14 protein-coding genes and 3 pseudogenes are annotated in these 16,205 nt (G+C 57.6%); 12 read left to right on the top strand and 5 right to left on the bottom strand.

Annotated features, from left to right (window positions below):
• Nucleotides 1-447: 447 nt before the first annotated feature.
• A pseudogene (locus WGT02_RS22830) lies at nt 448-821 on the top strand (chromate transporter); the annotation flags it as partial.
• Between the two features lie 189 nt (nt 822-1,010).
• Here the strand turns inward: WGT02_RS22830 and WGT02_RS22825 are convergent.
• Nucleotides 1,011-2,144: a helix-turn-helix domain-containing protein gene (locus tag WGT02_RS22825; protein WP_029710275.1), complete on the bottom strand. Its 1,134-nt coding sequence runs from the start codon at nt 2,142-2,144 to the stop codon at nt 1,011-1,013.
• A gap of 795 nt (nt 2,145-2,939) precedes the next feature.
• Here WGT02_RS22825 and WGT02_RS22820 point away from each other — a divergent pair.
• The 8 genes from WGT02_RS22820 to WGT02_RS22785 all read left to right on the top strand — a co-directional run bounded on the left by WGT02_RS22820 (nt 2,940) and on the right by WGT02_RS22785 (nt 11,186).
• Entirely contained in the window at nt 2,940-3,947 is a 1,008-nt protein-coding gene (locus WGT02_RS22820) for a UDP-glucuronic acid decarboxylase family protein (protein WP_029710276.1), read from the top strand.
• 104 nt (nt 3,948-4,051) lie between these two features.
• Nucleotides 4,052-5,038 carry a UDP-glucose 4-epimerase GalE gene (galE, locus tag WGT02_RS22815; protein ID WP_024317153.1) on the top strand — a complete coding sequence of 329 codons (987 nt, stop codon included), beginning with the start codon at nt 4,052-4,054 and terminating at the stop codon, nt 5,036-5,038.
• Nucleotides 5,035-6,882, top strand: coding sequence for a glycosyltransferase family 2 protein (locus WGT02_RS22810; protein ID WP_024317154.1), 1,848 nt, complete (start codon nt 5,035-5,037; stop codon nt 6,880-6,882). The genes galE and WGT02_RS22810 overlap by 4 nt, the downstream gene beginning before the upstream one ends.
• Nucleotides 6,883-6,895: 13 nt before the next feature.
• Nucleotides 6,896-8,326 (top strand): UDP-glucose/GDP-mannose dehydrogenase family protein, encoded by a 1,431-nt coding sequence (locus WGT02_RS22805; RefSeq protein ID WP_208246920.1) that lies wholly within the window; start codon nt 6,896-6,898, stop codon nt 8,324-8,326.
• The gene (locus WGT02_RS22800; RefSeq protein ID WP_029710277.1) at nt 8,319-8,870 is read left to right on the top strand and encodes a DUF995 domain-containing protein; all 552 of its coding nucleotides are present in this window, start codon (nt 8,319-8,321) and stop codon (nt 8,868-8,870) included. The genes WGT02_RS22805 and WGT02_RS22800 overlap by 8 nt, the downstream gene beginning before the upstream one ends.
• Before the next feature lie 13 nt (nt 8,871-8,883).
• Nucleotides 8,884-9,828, top strand: coding sequence for a glycoside hydrolase family 26 protein (locus WGT02_RS22795; protein ID WP_024317157.1), 945 nt, complete (start codon nt 8,884-8,886; stop codon nt 9,826-9,828).
• A 119-nt stretch (nt 9,829-9,947) separates the two neighbouring features.
• Nucleotides 9,948-10,502, top strand: a complete 555-nt coding sequence (locus WGT02_RS22790) for a DUF995 domain-containing protein (protein WP_024317158.1) — start codon at nt 9,948-9,950, stop codon at nt 10,500-10,502.
• A gap of 111 nt (nt 10,503-10,613) precedes the next feature.
• Entirely contained in the window at nt 10,614-11,186 is a 573-nt protein-coding gene (locus WGT02_RS22785; RefSeq protein ID WP_024317159.1) for a DUF995 domain-containing protein, read from the top strand.
• A gap of 85 nt (nt 11,187-11,271) precedes the next feature.
• Here the strand turns inward: WGT02_RS22785 and WGT02_RS22780 are convergent, their stop codons facing one another.
• The 3 genes and pseudogenes from WGT02_RS22780 to WGT02_RS22770 all read right to left on the bottom strand — a co-directional run.
• On the bottom strand, nt 11,272-11,580 hold the full coding sequence (locus WGT02_RS22780) for a hypothetical protein (protein WP_024317160.1): 309 nt from the start codon (nt 11,578-11,580) through the stop codon (nt 11,272-11,274).
• Nucleotides 11,581-12,057: 477 nt separating this feature from the next.
• A pseudogene (locus WGT02_RS22775) lies at nt 12,058-12,204 on the bottom strand (IS6 family transposase); the annotation flags it as partial.
• Between the two features lie 46 nt (nt 12,205-12,250).
• A pseudogene (locus tag WGT02_RS22770) lies at nt 12,251-12,586 on the bottom strand (SDR family NAD(P)-dependent oxidoreductase); the annotation flags it as partial.
• A 186-nt stretch (nt 12,587-12,772) separates the two neighbouring features.
• Here WGT02_RS22770 and WGT02_RS22765 point away from each other — a divergent pair.
• Nucleotides 12,773-12,994, top strand: a complete 222-nt coding sequence (locus tag WGT02_RS22765) for a DUF2798 domain-containing protein (protein WP_024317162.1) — start codon at nt 12,773-12,775, stop codon at nt 12,992-12,994.
• 30 nt (nt 12,995-13,024) lie between these two features.
• The gene (locus WGT02_RS22760; protein WP_374046207.1) at nt 13,025-13,972 is read left to right on the top strand and encodes an alpha/beta fold hydrolase; all 948 of its coding nucleotides are present in this window, start codon (nt 13,025-13,027) and stop codon (nt 13,970-13,972) included.
• On the opposite strand, the gene WGT02_RS22755 is transcribed toward WGT02_RS22760, so the two are convergent.
• Nucleotides 13,961-14,875, bottom strand: a complete 915-nt coding sequence (locus tag WGT02_RS22755; RefSeq protein ID WP_024317164.1) for a LysR family transcriptional regulator — start codon at nt 14,873-14,875, stop codon at nt 13,961-13,963. The two genes, WGT02_RS22760 and WGT02_RS22755, sit on opposite strands and share 12 nt — an antisense overlap.
• A gap of 335 nt (nt 14,876-15,210) precedes the next feature.
• Here WGT02_RS22755 and WGT02_RS22750 point away from each other — a divergent pair, with 335 nt between their 5' ends.
• Nucleotides 15,211-16,179: a DMT family transporter gene (locus WGT02_RS22750; protein WP_024317165.1), complete on the top strand. Its 969-nt coding sequence runs from the start codon at nt 15,211-15,213 to the stop codon at nt 16,177-16,179.
• Nucleotides 16,180-16,205: the final 26 nt, after the last annotated feature.

Genomic DNA, 16,205 nt, shown 5'->3' with positions numbered 1-16,205 from the left:
CCAGGGGCCTGGGCCTGAAGGTTCGTTTCATCGGATTCGACGTCTCAAATGACCCTGCGTTCGCAACCGAGAACGGCAGGCACGCAGTCGAGGACACCTGCCTCTGCTTCCTGACAGACGATGGTCTTGCTGATGACGCAGCAGGCGCCGCCGAGCTAGTCGATCGGCGGATGCTTGACATCGACGATCTGGCGCTCTGCCAAAGTTAGATCAGGAGTGTTTTCGGCCATTGTTCATCTCTCCGGCAGTAGCTTGAAGGGCCTGCTTCGCCTCTTGAAACAGATTAGGTGTTCTCCCGCATAACATTCCTTTCTGCCGGCTCTATTTCGTTGTTCGGCAGAATTTACTCGCGGCTTCGAGCAAAGTGGACTGATCGTAAGGCAATATCCACACGACCGGCAGTCGCCGCATGTTCGAAGAAGCGGTCACCCGCGTCACGACGCTGCTGGTCCGCCACCCAATGGCGTGCTTGGAGCAGCAATGTGCCTCGTTGCGATTTTTCTGCCCGGATTCTTGCTACTCGTCGGTTCCTTGCCGTTCTGGGACAGCTTTCCGGAAACGACCCCATGCCCCAGGCTGCGATGCGCGGCGCCAACGCCGCCGTCGTCGGAATTCTCGGGGCGGTTCTCTACGGCCCGGTTTGGACCAGCGCCATCCTGAACCCCTACGACTTCGCGCTTGCACTGATCGGCCTCAACCTGCTGGTCGTGTGGAAGACCCCGCCATGGGTGGTTGTCCTGCTGATGGCGGCAAGCGGAACAGTGCTTCACCTCATCAGAATTTTGCGCGAGCTTCCACGAGCAGCGTCCCGGAGCGCATGATGAACCCGGCATGTGACGCCCGAAGACTGCGACCGGCATTTCGCCATCAACACGCGCGGCGAGCGCCGGATCCTGCGATAAGGGCGAATGTACCTGTGGACCGGCAAGGACAATCAGACGTCCAGCCCTCATGTCCGTCTTTGAGACGAGCCAACCCGACAAGCCCTTGGTGAACAAAATTGGGGCACTTCAGACGAGCGCTAGCGTCCGTAGCAAGCCATCGAAAGTCACGTCCGATTTCATATTATCCTTCATCCCACGCAAGGCTTGATCGCCGGGGGCATTTCGCTTGAATATGTTGCTCGGGCTGTATCCAAAGTGTTGTGTGAACGCGCGGCTGAAATTCGCAGCGGAATCGAAACCAATTGTCAAACCAATTTCAGCGACTTTACGATTATCCGCGGGATCCGCGAGCATGGCGTGAGCTGCGAGGAGACGGCGGCGGCGGATATAATTTGCGACGCCACCGGACGCCTCAAACAGTTCGTAGAGACGCGTTCGTGAGATCGCGAGCTCTTTGCAAATACCTTCGATAGTCAGATCGGGAGAAGATATATTCCCGAGGATAAAGCGCCTGGCCCGCGTCATCAATCCAATTTGCGAAATATGATCGTGGCCTTGATCACGGTCCACCAAAGGAGTCACTGCATCGAACACCATGTCTCGCATACGATCCTTCACGGTCGGCAAATCGCCCTCCGTGAAATGTGTGAGATTTGTTTCCACGCTGGAAATATAATCCAGAAGCAGCTTGACCCGATGTCCTCCCAAGATGACGTTGTTGCACGCAGCCGGCAGTCCGCCGTGATTGGCAAATAGATCGGCAGGCATTATCAAGCTGACGGTCGTGGTTGCTTGTTTTCGTCCACGAAATGGACGACCAAGCGAACGAATAGACATCATACCCGGTTTGTTTTCGGCTACATGACCATCCGCTTCTACCCAACTGCATCCCGTTCGAAGAAATGTAATGTACCAATGATCGATCGGACTGAGGCGCACCATTTCGGGTGAGCGGACGAAGCTGAATGCCGGGGTTGTTTGCTGCAGGAGCAATACCCCGCCCAAATTCCAGATCGCTTGTTCCGCGAGAAACCCACTTTCTGGGTCAGCATGGTCCGGCAACCGACAATCCATCAGCGCTGCCATGTGTTCCCTCCACGTGGGAAACTGCCGAAAAGCTGGAAGCGACGACGTTTCAAATCGCAACGGAGTGAGGGTTCCTTCTTTGCCCTCCTCGACACCCAGGGCTTCTTTGGCCACACGCGGGTGGCGCCTGCGTTCAACAAATCCTGGTGATAATGGGTTGTCCTGATTACTCATCAACTAACTCCCAGCTGCCACGCGAAACGATGGAATGTCCTTTTAAGTATTCAGCCGATCTTGAACCGACCTTAAAAGCCGCCCTCACGCAAGAGCTGCCCTACGACATAAAAGATGTCATTGACATGTAGGGAGAGCACGACCTGCGGAGGAGCTTAGGTTGTACGGGGCTATTAGTCGAGCATTCAGCAAGGACTTTGCCGCCATCCTCGGGCAGTTTTGATGACTGCCCAGTGTAGCCAGACGTTCGACGTGGCGACATCCAATGCGCCACTGGGATAGCCAAGCTCGTCTGTAGGCTCCTTTCCGGTACTTGCGCTGCCGCCGACATTCCGACCCTGATAAAATTCACAAGGGCATTCAATGCCTTCGCACATCCAATTGCGACAACGATTGCCGTGGATGTCCAATTAGCGACAAGAAAGATCCGCTCACAGTTGATGCAATGACGGGGATCGTGAGCGACGTAGTGGGCCGGCGAGGGGTGGTTCTGGCTCTCCCCTGCAGACGACTTCATCAATGCCACTCCGGCAGGCAAGAGCTCCGCCTTGCGGAGCAATGATTGATCGCGTTGCGTCGTCCCCCTCCAAGCCGCGAATCAAAAATGGATGTTTTGAAAAGTTCGCGGATTCGTTGATATCGCCGCTTTAGGTAGTGATCGATATCTATTGGACATCAAATTCGCAATAAAAACGAAGAGCGAGATAAGAACTGAAGAGTTGGCGGTAGTAGAAATCTATTCGTCGCTTGGACGCTTAGCAAAGCACTTCTTCATATACTGGAGGACTCTTGGAAATGATTTCCAATATATCGAACGGAAATTCCCTGAACACATCCGCCCGCCGCATTCTCGTTGCCGGAGGCGCAGGGTTTCTTGGGTCCCATCTTTGCGAAAGACTTCTGAATCAGGGCCATTCCGTTGTCTGCCTGGACAACCTTTCCACTGGACGAATGGAAAACCTTAGCCATCTTCTGAGTTTTGACAGGTTCAGTTTCGTTCGACACGACATTGTCGCATCACTCGACCTGCCGGTGGACGAAATCTACAATCTTGCCTGCCCAGCATCGCCGCCACATTATCAGGCCGACCCGATCCACACGATGAAAACGAACGTGATTGGATCGCTCAATCTCCTGGAGCTGGCCACTCGCTACCAGGCCAGAATCTTCCAGGCTTCCACCTCGGAAGTGTACGGAGACCCCCATGTGCACCCGCAGCCGGAACACTACTGGGGAAATGTCAATTCCTTTGGTCCGCGCTCCTGCTATGACGAAGGCAAGCGTTCCGCCGAAACCCTGTTCCACGACTTCCATCAGCAGCACGGTGTCGATATCCGTGTTGTGCGTATCTTCAACACCTACGGTCCGCGCATGCGCCCGGACGACGGCCGGGTCGTATCCAATTTCATCGTGCAGGCACTGAAGGGCGAGGATATCACGGTCTATGGCGACGGCTCCCAAACCCGTTCCTTCTGCTACGTCAACGACCTGATTGAGGGTTTTCATCGTCTGATGTACAGCCCGAACGCCATTCACACGCCGGTCAATATCGGCAATCCCGACGAATTCACTGTCGGGGCGCTAGCAGAGCAGATCATAGATATGATCGGGTCGCGCTCCAAGGTCGCCCATCGGCCATTGCCCGTTGACGATCCGCGCCAGCGCCGTCCGGATATCGAGGTGGCGAAGCGAGAACTTGGATGGCAACCGACAGTCGAGCTGGCTGACGGCCTGAGGTCGACGATCGCTTACTTCGAGCGTCAACTGGCTAAGCGGACAGGGAAACTCGCAGCGGCAGCCTAAGGGGCCAACGTCCATTCACACCCCAAAACACAGATGAACAGCAATGAACGATGCGTATCTGTCAGATGCGCAAACGGTTCGATGCGCTCCGGGAAATTACAATAATGACCAACAAGACAGTATTTGTGGTCGGGGGGGCAGGCTTTATCGGCAGCCACACCGCTAAACTTTTGGCCAAGCAGGGCTATGAGCCAATCGTCTACGACAATCTTTCGACCGGACATCGCGCATCCGTTCGCTGGGGAACCTTGGTCGAGGGAGACATCCTTGACACACCGCGTCTGATCAAAGCCGTTGAAAGACACGACCCGATCGCGGTTATTCACTTTGCGGCTTCCGCCTATGTTGGGGAATCGGTCGGAAACCCCGCAAAATACTACCGGAATAATGTCAGCGGCACGCAATCCCTACTCGAGGCATGCCGGTTGACCGGCGGCCGGAACATCATCTTTTCATCCAGCTGCGCGACATACGGGATTCCAGAACGGCTTCCTATCCGCGAAGGTGAGGTTCAGCGTCCCATCAATCCCTATGGCCGCACGAAGCTGATCGCGGAGCACATGCTCGCTGATTACGCGGCTGCCTACGGATCGCGCTATGTGGCCCTTCGTTATTTCAATGCGTCCGGAGCCGATCTGGACGGCGAACTGGGGGAAGCCCACGATCCGGAAACGCACCTCATTCCGCGCGCGTTGATGGCCGCTGCCGGCAATATCGATTTTCTTGAAGTCTACGGCGAAGATTACGACACAACAGACGGCACCTGCATTCGCGACTACATTCATGTTACCGACTTGGCGCGCGCACATGTGCTCGCGGTCGAGCATCTGGTCAATGATGGAGACAACCTCGCCGTCAATCTCGGCAGCGGACACGGCACGTCCATCAAGGAAATCCTTGACGCCATCAGCCGCCTGACTGGCCGCGAAGTGCCGGTTGCGATGCGCGCGCGCCGTGCAGGCGATCCGCCTGCACTTTACGCCGACCCCGCTCTCGCTGCCGAGAAACTCGGCTTCCAGACTGTCTATTCCGACCTCGACACCATTATTCGCACAGCCGCTCCACACTTCGGGCTGGAGGTGCGCGCATGAGAATTTTCCAAAAGAAGAGGAAACCCACAAACGCTGAGCCCCTATCCGTGTCGATTTTCACGGGCTGGCAACGGAAAGAGTATCTGGTCAGTGCAGGGCTTTGGGCGATAGCACTAGCATATTTCTGGCGCTGGTGGCTTTCCCCCGCCAATCATATCCATCTTCTCGGATCCATCCTAGTGACTGCTATCCTGGCATGGGTCACACTCTTGCCCGCCTATTTCATTGTCGTGTTCTTTCGCGCGCGGCGCCCAAGCGGTCCTTTGAATCTTCCTTCGGGTAGCCGTTTTGCTATGGTTGTGACAAAGGCACCGTCCGAACCGTTCCCCGTCGTCGCCGAAACACTCCGCGCCATGCTGGCCCAGGATGTGCCGCATGACACATGGCTTGCCGACGAGGATCCAACTCCTGAAACACTCGCATGGTGCGAGGCTCACGGGGTCTTCGTTTCCACTCGCAAGGGCCGGTCGGATTACCATCTCCAGACTTGGCCGCGACGCACTCGCTGCAAGGAAGGCAATCTTGCTTTCTTCTACGATCAATATGGCTACGAGCGTTACGATTTCGTGGTGCAGCTCGACGCCGATCATGTTCCGGAGCCAGGCTATCTGTTCCAGATGCTGCGCCCGTTTGCCGACCCCGCGATTGGCTATGTCTCTGCGCCAAGCATCTGCGACCGAAATGCGGCTGAGAGCTGGTCGGCACGTGGCCGCCTGTATGCAGAAGCCAGTATGCACGGCTCACTTCAGGCCGGATATAACAGTGGTCTTGCCCCGCTTTGCATCGGATCGCATTACGCCGTTCGCACTGCCGCATTGTGCGAAATTGGGGGTCTGGGCCCTGAGTTGGCGGAAGATCATTCCACCACGCTCATGATGAATTCCTATGGTTGGCGTGGAGCGCACGCGCTCGATGCTATCGCTCATGGCGACGGACCGCGTACGTTTGCCGATCTCGTCACCCAGGAATTCCAGTGGTCGCGCAGCCTTGTGATGCTTCTGCTGCAATATTCGCCCAGGTTCGTTCGCCCCCTGCCAGCGCGACTGAAGTTCCAATTCCTGTTTTCGCAGTTCTGGTATCCGCTGTTTTCCTTCTTCATGGCGCTGATGTTCCTTCTGCCGATCACGGCACTGCTGACGGGAGATAATTTGGTAGGCGTCACCTATCCTGATTTCCTCAGCCATTTCCTGCCTCAATCGCTCATGCTGATCTTTATGGCCTACCGCTGGCGCGCTTCGGGAACCTACCGCCCTTACAACGCGAAAATTCTCAGCTTTGAGAACACGCTCTTCGTGTTTGCACGCTGGCCATGGGCGCTCGCAGGAACGCTTGCGGCGGTGCGTGACTGGTCAACCGGTTCGTTCGTGGATTTCCGCGTGACGCCGAAGGGGGCAGCCGATGTGGATCCACTTCCGTTCCGTGTGCTGGCCCCGTATGGCTTCCTTGCGCTGACCTCCGTCCTGCCGGTGCTACTGGTGCCGAATGCCAGCGATGCCACGCGTGGTTTCTACGTTTTCGCCATCTTCAACGCAGCCATCTATGCCCTGCTGCTGCTTGTCATCGTCGTGCAACACGCTCGCGAAAATCGGGTGCGCTATCGTACTCGCATCTATCGGCCTGCGCTTGCAGCCAGCCTGCTCGCCCTTGTGACACTGCCGGGTTTGGCGGCTGTTGAACACGGACGCGATGGCGTTGAGGCGCTTGCCTGGGGCACTCGCAGTTTCTCTCTTTTTGATGACCACTTCTCAGTGGCCGGAGCAGGCATTGGCGGCAAGAACGTACACAAGACCGTCTTCAACCCCCGTTGGCGCGGCTACGCCGGCAGCAATTCGATCCAAGAATAAAAGGCAACTACGTATGAAGATCGCAGTTATTGGAACCGGCTATGTCGGATTGGTCAGCGAGACCTGTTTCGCAGCTTGGGGCAACGAAGTGGTGTGTGTCGACAAGAACACCCAGAAGATCAACGCTCTGGAACTTGGCGTTGTGCCAATCTATGAGCCCGGTCTCGACGAACTCGTCGAGCGGAATGTAGCTGCAGGCCGATTGAGCTTTACTTGCAACCTGGCAAACGCCGTAAAGGGTGCAGCCGTTGTGTTCATCGCCGTCGGTACACCGCCCCGCGCCGGTCACGGCGATGCAGATCTGTCATTCGTTTACATGGCAGCACGCGAACTCGCACCTCTAATCGACGACAATGCCGTCGTTGTGGTGAAGTCTACCGTCCCGGTCGGTACGGGCGATGTTGTGGAGAAGATTATCGGTTCAGTGCGCAAGGCTGGAACGTTCTCCGTGGCATCAAATCCGGAGTTCCTGCGGGAAGGCGTTGCAATCCGCGACTTTATGGAGCCTGACCGCGTAGTGATTGGCGTCGAGGATGAGCACGCGCGCAAGGTGGTCACGGAACTCTATAACGCGCCGCTCGAAGTACAGATGACTCCGATCGTGGTCACACAGCGCCGCACTTCAGAACTGATCAAATATGCCGCCAATGCGTTTCTGGCGACCAAGATTACCTTCATCAACGAGCTTGCCGATCTGTGCGAACAGGTGGGAAGCAATGTCAGTGAACTAGCACTCGGTATGGGGCTCGACAAGCGTATTGGAACAAGCTTCCTCAATGCCGGCCCAGGCTATCGCGGCTCGTGCTTCCCCAAGGACACGATGGCACTTCTGCGCACCGCCCAGGACTACGGGGTTGCTGTGCGGATCGTGCAGGAAACCGTTACCGCCAACGAAGCACGAAAGCGTCGCATGGCCTTGAAGGTGATGGACGCGCTCGGAGGTGAGGTCGATGGCCTGACCATCGCGGTTCTCGGTCTCACGTTCAAGCCCGATACGGACGATATGCGCGACGCTCCTTCGGTTCCGCTTATCGAAACCCTACAGCGCTTTGGCGCTCGCATTCGCGCCTATGATCCAGTCGGGATCGAGAATGCCCAGCAGATCCTATCAGATGTCGAGCTAATCGAAGACCCGTATGAATGCGCCCGAGGAGCCGATGCTGTTGTCGTCATTACTGAGTGGGGCGACATCCGGTCTCTTGACCTCTCGCGCCTGAAGACGATTGTTCGCCAACCAGTTCTGGTCGATCTCAGAAATGCTTACGAGCCGGGCGCCGCTGAGAAGGCCGGGTTTCGGGTTTCGGCAATTGGTCGCTCCACTTCGGCGCGACATGATGCGCGGAGCTCCGAACTCCTGCCGCATCCAGCAGATGTCGTCACTTCCAGCCGAGGCGCCAGCGGGGTTCATTGCGACGTGATGGGAGGCTCCGTTGACAATGGCTAAGTTCCAACAATCTCGAACTCAAAGCGGCGTCCGATTGCTGACGGCGATCGCTACGTTGGCGTTGGCTCTCTCCGGATCGACCTACGAAGCTACGTCCCAGGACGCTGTTTTACCAGCGAGCGCGCAGGCAATGACCGCCGGCGAAGTTCACGAACTTTTCAGCAACAAAAGCTGGAAGTGGGAAAACGGCGCCGGACGGATGAAAGCCGAAGGGCGGCGATTCAGCGCATGGGTCGATGGCGAGAATGACAAATCCTGGGCAGAGGGCCGATGGCTCGTTACCAAGACTGGTCAAATGTGCCTCGATGCCACATGGCATTCGGCAAGCGGCGCTTTTCCCGCCAGAACGTGTTTCTCGCACATGGTTGACGGCGGAACCATTTACCAAAAGCGCGAACCCGACGGCAAATGGTTCGTGTTCCGTCATGTCCCACCCCAGGGCGGGGATGAGGCGAACACGTTGCTTGCCACAGACCTCGTGTCCGGACGGCTGAAAGACATGAAGGCTGCCGTCGGTCCAACAATGCAACCGTCCAAGGAATAGAAAGGAGAGAGCTATGAAAGGTCTCTTGAAACTCAGCGCGGTCTTGCTCGGGAGTGGGATCATTTCCGGTGCGGTCTACGCCGCCAGTGGCGTATCCGGTGCCAGTGTCGACAGTCGCAATCTTTTTCACGACAAACGGCCTGTTATCACCGCGGATTCAGTTACGGCTGGTGCCTATGATCCCAACGGAGACTACACCAACGACGCGAACTCGAAAATTGAGCACCTCTTCCTTCCCTGGGAAGATGTGGATTTGGCAACCCTAAGCGCCGCAGATGACTATGCCGGCCAGCGCGGCCGATCCCTGCAGATCACCGTTGAACCGTGGTCATGGGCTCGTGACTGGCGTGTCAGCCCGGACGACCTGTTGGACGGGATTCTTGAGGGTCGCTACGACTCGAACATGTCCGCTGTCTGTTCGGCAGCCTCCAAGCTGAAGAGCCCTGTAACCATCCGCTGGGCGCAGGAAATGGATGACAAGGAAGGGCAGTTCAGCTGGTCCTTCTGGAAGCCGGAAGACTATGTGAAGGCCTATCAACACGTCGTCGATATCTGCCGCAAGGATCTTCCTCATGCTCGATACATGTGGTCGCCGCAAGGGGATGAAGGTCTGGAAGCTTACTATCCGGGCAACGAATATGTTGACGTTATCGGATTGTCCGTCTTTGGCTACCAGCCCTACGACAAGTTGGTAGTGGGTCGGGACACGACGTTCGTCGAGCGCACAAAGCCGGGATACGATCGTGTCGCTGCCTTTGGTAAACCCGTCGTGATTGCCGAGCTCGGTTATGCCGGCAACGACAACTATGTACGAGACTGGGCGAAGGAAGCCAACAAGCCGCACGCCGAATTCCCTGCGTTGACAGCCGTTGTCTATTTCAACGATCGCGAAGTCTATCCGTGGCCGCAAGGCGTCGGACGGCCCGATTGGCGCGTCGCAAACCATCCGCTGGATTGACCGACGTAACGACCAGAGCGGTTCGCGTTCGCAGGCTACGCTGAGCCGCTCTTCTCTTTGCTCTGTGCAGTTCCGCCCAGGGCAGTTTGCTGAAACCACTCGATCGACAGGAAAGAAAAATGATACGGAAGTGTTTCACCATCGCGAGCGCAGTCATGTTCGCTCTCTTGCTGGTAGGCAATGCGAGCGCAGCCCCCAGGCCCAAGGCTGAGGATCCGATTGCCCGGCTTGCTGTGAAGGCGAGCCCGATGAAAGCCAATGCACTTGAAAAGCTCTACGCCGGGCGCACGTGGAAGTGGACTAGTGGAGGAGGATATTTCTCTGCCGAGAAAACCAAAGTTTGGCTGCTCCCAGCAAGCCGCAATAAGTTTGCAGCTCAAGTCCGCAACGGTACCCATTGGTCCTATGCGGAAGGGACTTGGCGCGCGACCGACGACGGTGAGCTATGCATGCGTGCGAGTTGGTTCTCCAACGACTACAGAGCCGGGACGCAAGCGGTCACCTGTTTTCTGCACCGCGAAACAAATGGCGTGATTTACCAGAAGCCGTCAATCGGCGGGAAATGGTATGTCTTCCGGAACAATCCCGTTCGGAAAGACGATGAGGTGCGCAAGCTGGTCAATGGTGACCGGGTGAGCACGGCTGTCGCACGGATCAAAGCCAGCGGCCGCTAAGAACGAGACGCCGGTGTGGGTTTCCTGAGTTCGCTCGGGAGCTCTTGTAAGTCTACCTGTCCCAGCCTCTCCGCATCAATCGATGAATAGTTTAACGTAGAAGGTGAAATCATGATGATGAAGAATAGCGTCTCCCCATATTTTGCATCGCGCCTCGGCAAGAACTGCGCACCGATCATGGCTGCCTTGGTAGGTGCGATGTTGACCTCATCAAATGCGATGGCTGAGGACCTTGCATGCGGCACGCCGGAAACTGGCCAAGAGCGTCTGAGTCTGCGTCTGCCGGAAAATGTCCGGCCAATGACGGCGGTGGAGCTTCACGAGCTTTACCGCGACAAGAGCTGGAAGTGGTGCGATGGCGCAGCCTACATGCAGGATAAAGGCCGGGTCTTTAAGGGATGGTCGGGTTCGGGCGATCGCGCGTCCTGGGCTGATGGCCATTGGACCGTGGCCAACTCGGGAAAGCTGTGCTTCGAGGCTGATTGGCACGTTAAGTCCGGCCCAACGGGCGGCACCACATGTTTCCTGCACATGACAGATGGCCAGACGATCTACCAGCGCAAAGAGCCGACCGGCGGCTGGTATGTGTTCAAGCATTCCGAAGCCCAGGACAATGATGAGATTTCGAAGCTTGTCCCCGAGGACCTGGCGTCGGAAAAGATCAAAGGTATCCGCAATCAATAGGCCGCTGTGCTGTACATGAAAAGAGCTGTCGGACACCCGTCCAACAGCTCTTTGATGATGCCCCAACGTAGCGGAGGAATTCGCTCTAGAGCGACAGGCCACGCACGTAGCAGCGCGCCTTCTGGCCAAACCCGCTCGGCGTACAGACATAGGGATTGCTTTTGATATATTCAGAAGCAGAAACGTTGATGATGACTTTCTTGCCTGGATTCTTGTTGTATCGCACCTGACTGCCTGAGCCGGACTTGACGAGGTACACCGCGCGAACCACCGGATTGCCATTTCTGGCTCCGCCGGCTTCAGCTCCGGTGGCAAGTATTGCTGCCACTGCCAACCCGAGCGCCACGGCCTTGGCGAAGTGCTTGCAAGCTCTGTTTGCACTGGTGTGATTCATATTCTACCGCCTCCAGATGTGTGTCTGGGGATGTTTTACCCATCCCAAATTAATGTATCGGGTGAACAATCATTAGAATTGTCCTCATTGACAATGATGACAACGGTCGGATGCCGGACAAGTGAAAATACCGAGGTTACGACCTTCCGGTGTCGGTCCGGGGCCACCGCCAAGGCGGCGCACAAAAGGCGTGCGTCATTGCGGCTGCTGCAAAGTCCGTTCTACGACATCGCAAAATTCGGCTTTGATGAACTGATGTTCCCGGGTGAAGAGCAGGGACGAGCATGATGAACGAATGTCGGAGGCCATATTCTCCTTCTCTCTGGCCATCCGGTCCGCCTGGTCGCCATTCTCTGACGAGCCTGTCCATGAATGAAAGCCGTCTGTCGCAGCTTCTCTGCAAAGCACGTCCAGTTCATCCGGTAGGGCGATGTCACGTTGTTCGCTTAATCCCCGACAAGGCGTTTGCCGATGAACTTACGCAGTTGCGCCGGTCACGGCTTTCCAATGCGCTATTGTGCGGATGCGATGAATGCGAGTGGCGAGGGCTGAGCGTTTCTGGTGCGACGGGACGAAAAGATTTCTGATTGCTGAAAAGACCGAGATGAAGCGCGCCCTGGCGCCGCCCAGCCATGCTTGCGGCTGCCGCCGCCGCCAGCCGGGCATAAGCCTTGATATTGACATCGAGCAGCCGATCGAGACCCGGCGTATGACCATGAGCAAGCAATCCAGCCGACGGCAGTTCGAGATTGTTGACAATGAGGTCAACCCCGGCGAGCGCGGCCTCGACATCTTGTAAGCCGCGCTCCCTCGTCAGATCGTTGACGCTGACGTCGATCGCTGCCCCGGTTTCGCGTCGAAGATCACGCGCAAGCGCGGCCGAGCGCTCGCGATGGTGTGTGAGCAGCACAAGATCGTATCCGCGGCGCGCCAGGCGATCGGCGTAGACCAGGCCAATCGCACAGGATGCATGGATGATGAGAGCTCTGGGGCGTGTTCGCGACATGACGGTTCGTCCTTTCGCGGTCGGTCTAACGCGTTCCCTGCCTTTGGGAACTTGCCAAATTCAAGAGGCTGCCTCTCGGCTTGACTCGCTACCGCCGGCGCGGGAATTGCGCGATCTTCGCAGCACTAACCCGAGATCGTGGCCTCAAGAGGTAGCTACGATCTCCCATCCAGCCAGGAGACCGACGTGAACACGCATCTCAAACGCAAGATCGCCTTCGCCCTTTCGATGGGTATCCTAACCACGGGACTGATCTCTTTCGCGCTGCTCGCGCTCAATCTGGGATTCTGGAGCGGCTTCGTCCTGACATGGCTACGCTCGTGGAGCATCGGCTACCTCATCGTCATCCCCGCCATCCTGCTGATCGGCCCTCGCCTTCAGGCGCAGGTCGACCGCGTCGTCCGTTAACAAGCCGAATGTGGAGCAGCCGACATGACAATGGGTACCCTTAGAACGCTGTTTGCCACCACCGCGATCGTTTCCTCCATCGCGACCGTGACCCACGCCGACGGCCGCTCGCAGCAACCGCTGGCGAATATCAGCTTTATCCAGATCGACAACGATATCACGCTGAGAAGGATGGTCGTGCATAGTCCCGACCCAAAGGGGACCGTGCTCTTCCTGCATGGCTTCCCGGAAACCATATATGCCTGGAAGGAAGCATCCCTGGCGCTTGCCGACGATTACGAGGTCCACGCTTTCGATTGGCCCGGCTATGGGTTTTCATCGCGGCCGGCGACGGACCGCTTCTCCTATGCGCCGATCGATTACGCACGCGTCCTCGACGGCTATATCGAGAAGGCTCGCATCGACCGATCCAGGCTAACGATCTATGCCACAGATATCGGCGCCCTTCCGGCCCTGTTGCTGGCCCTGGAGAAGCCCGACATTGCACGGGCAATCATCGTTGGCGACTTTGCGCCCTTCGACCGGCCGGACTACATGTATGACAGCCTGCTGAAGCTGAAGGTGAAGCAATCGGCGGCTCAGGCTCGCGAATACTTCAACAACAACAGTGCCGAGATTCTGGAGGACACATTCAGGAGAGGTCTGGCGAAGGAGGCGCAGTTCGAGGTCTCCGCGCAGTTCAGGAAGGACATGGCGGGTGGCTGGTCCCATGGCGCGCTGACAACAGCAGATGCCTTCGCGAGCTACTACGCGCATTTCACCCGGGACCAGGATTATTTCGAGGCCAACCTGGACAGGCTCAAGACGCCGGTAAAGGTGGTCTGGGGTGAGAAGGACCTCTACATCAACAAGGCCATGGGGGCAGAACTAGCCGAACGGATCGGGGCCGAATTCTCGGTTCTCCCGGGCATCGGGCACTATCCGCACCTCCATGACCTGGATCGGACGGTCGAGGAAGTGCGCGCTTCATTCCGCTGACGGCACATCGCCATAGTTGCCGCAAGCCGCGCGAAGTCGGGGCAGGACCCAATCGATGAAAGTGCGCACCTTGAGCGCAAGCAGGCCCTGACGGGAATAGACGATGTGGATCGGCTTGGGATCGCCATCGTAGTCCTTTAGGATCTGCACCAGCGCGCCCGAGGCCATTTCCTCCGGAACCTGATAGTCGAAGAGGCGGGCGATCCCGGCACCATGTCGCGCGGCGACGACGCAGTTGGCCGCCGTGGTGACCTCGATCCGGTTCCGCGGCATCACCTCGAACGGCGCCCCGTCGATCTCGAAATTCCAGAAGAACGACCGGTTGTGGAACATGATTCCGTCGTGGCCGGCGAGCTCGCTGGGATGCTGGGGGGTGCCACGCCGTTCCAGATAGGCTGGGCTTGCGCAGGTCAACAGACGGAATTCGCCGGCCTTGACGGCATAGAGCGAACTGTCGACCAGTTCGCCAAGCCGGATCGCGACATCGACCTGCTCGTTGACCAGATGAACGGTACGATCGATGGAGAGAATGTTCAATGTCACTTCCGGATGCCTGTTCATGAAGTCGAGTGCGATCGGTAGGACGTAGCGGTGGCCAAACTCGATCGGCATCGTGATGGTCAGCAGTCCCCGCGGCGTCTGATACTCGCCCGACGCTCTGCGTTCGACCTCCTCCACGTCGGCGATAATCTTGCGCGCCGCCTCCACATAGTCGCGGCCGGCATCGGTGAGCTGCAGGTTGCGGCTTGTCCGGATAATGAGGTTTGCGCCGAGATAGCGCTCGAGATCGGCGACCTTGCGGCTGACACTCGGCAGCGGCGCATTCAGCTTCCGACTGCCCGCCGACAAGCTGCCGGAGTCAACCACCGCAAGCAGAACCCGCATTGCATCAAGCCGATCCATGACACCCCGCCGACTGGAATCCCCGATGTCGAGGATAAGGGAAATCGGCTCTGCTGAACAGGCGGCACGCCCGTCCGCGTGAATCCAATCCCGATGATGCCGCGATCACCACTTCGAAGCGTTGCACACGCATCGCGACCCCGCGATGCAGCACCGGGTCACGACCCAGGTGATGACCATCGAGAGGGTGGTTCTCATTTTCGCCGGCTACCGACCAGGGCGCGTGGCCGGTAAATTTTCCCCATTCGATCAAGCATTTCACTTCATTGCCAAACGGCACAGTCGGTGCCGCGGAGGCCAGGGCTCGGTGACGCAACTTCAAAAGGGTGAACACTATGGACAGACTTTTCTATGTTGGCGTGTCGGCCGCTCTCTTCGCGGCCTTTGCCTTTTCGCTCAACTTCGTCGTGCCCTTCATCATCGGTGACTATTCCACCTTTGATTTTGCCCTCATCCGTCACATCGTCTCGGCGCTCGTCGGGCTTTACATTCTGTTTTCCGAGAAGGGTGTCATACGCCACATCACGCTTCGGAACTGCCTGCAAGCCATCTGGCTCGCCTTCGTCGGCTATGTCGGCTACTTCCTGACGGTGACCGGAGCGGCAGTCTTTGCCGGCCCGGTCATCGCTCCGGCCTTTCTCGGTCTGGTACCGATCGTATTGATGGTGGCTGGCAATCAGCGTCAGGCATCATTGCCATGGCGATCCCTCATGGTGCCTCTGGCGCTGGTGCCGGTTGGCCTCGTTCTCGTCAATGGCACGGCATTCACGGCCGATGGACTGGACTCTGTGCAATCGTTGTGGATTGGCGTGCCACTGGCTCTTGCTGCCGTGGGACTTTGGGTCTGGTTCGCGCTTGCCAATCAGGCAGCGCTCGCCGCCCGGCCGGACATGCCCTCCGGTGTGTGGTCGGCGCTGATACTGGTCGGCGGCGGCGTCCTGATGCTGGCCTTCTATCCCATCGGTGCTACGATGGACCTCTTCCGCCTTCCGACATTGGGATTCGGCTGGAGCGCTGCCGGAAACCTCTATGTCTGGGGCGTATCTCTCGCGCTGCTGGCCACCGTAGGCGGCGTCTGGGCCTGGAATATTGCGTCAAGGACCCTGCCGGTTGCCTTGGCCGCGCAATTGATCGTCTCCGAGACTGCCTTCGGCGTGATCGGCGGACTTGTCGTGCATGCGCGCTGGCCAACGCCGATCGAAGTCGTCGGCGTTGTTGTCCTGATCGCCGGCGTCGTTCTTTCGGTTCGGATGTTCTATGATCGCCAATTTGCATCGGGAAAGACAGTGCTTGCAAACGAGTGACCCGCTGGACGCAGGGCCAAAACAGG

Origin of the sequence: Rhizobium sp. T1470 (genome assembly GCF_042140505.1) — a bacterium.
Lineage (GTDB): Bacteria > Pseudomonadota > Alphaproteobacteria > Rhizobiales > Rhizobiaceae > Rhizobium > Rhizobium favelukesii.
Note: the sequence above shows the minus strand (reverse complement) of the source record. Positions and strands in the feature narration are given on the sequence as shown.

Coding starts and splice junctions, on each gene's coding strand:
- WGT02_RS22825 (WP_029710275.1), bottom strand. CDS start 2,144: ATGAGTAATCAGGACAACCCATTATCACCAGGATTTGTTGAACGCAGG.
- WGT02_RS22820 (WP_029710276.1), top strand. CDS start 2,940: ATGATTTCCAATATATCGAACGGAAATTCCCTGAACACATCCGCCCGC.
- galE (WP_024317153.1), top strand. CDS start 4,052: ATGACCAACAAGACAGTATTTGTGGTCGGGGGGGCAGGCTTTATCGGC.
- WGT02_RS22810 (WP_024317154.1), top strand. CDS start 5,035: ATGAGAATTTTCCAAAAGAAGAGGAAACCCACAAACGCTGAGCCCCTA.
- WGT02_RS22805 (WP_208246920.1), top strand. CDS start 6,896: ATGAAGATCGCAGTTATTGGAACCGGCTATGTCGGATTGGTCAGCGAG.
- WGT02_RS22800 (WP_029710277.1), top strand. CDS start 8,319: ATGGCTAAGTTCCAACAATCTCGAACTCAAAGCGGCGTCCGATTGCTG.
- WGT02_RS22795 (WP_024317157.1), top strand. CDS start 8,884: ATGAAAGGTCTCTTGAAACTCAGCGCGGTCTTGCTCGGGAGTGGGATC.
- WGT02_RS22790 (WP_024317158.1), top strand. CDS start 9,948: ATGATACGGAAGTGTTTCACCATCGCGAGCGCAGTCATGTTCGCTCTC.
- WGT02_RS22785 (WP_024317159.1), top strand. CDS start 10,614: ATGATGATGAAGAATAGCGTCTCCCCATATTTTGCATCGCGCCTCGGC.
- WGT02_RS22780 (WP_024317160.1), bottom strand. CDS start 11,580: ATGAATCACACCAGTGCAAACAGAGCTTGCAAGCACTTCGCCAAGGCC.
- WGT02_RS22760 (WP_374046207.1), top strand. CDS start 13,025: ATGGGTACCCTTAGAACGCTGTTTGCCACCACCGCGATCGTTTCCTCC.
- WGT02_RS22755 (WP_024317164.1), bottom strand. CDS start 14,875: ATGGATCGGCTTGATGCAATGCGGGTTCTGCTTGCGGTGGTTGACTCC.
- WGT02_RS22750 (WP_024317165.1), top strand. CDS start 15,211: ATGGACAGACTTTTCTATGTTGGCGTGTCGGCCGCTCTCTTCGCGGCC.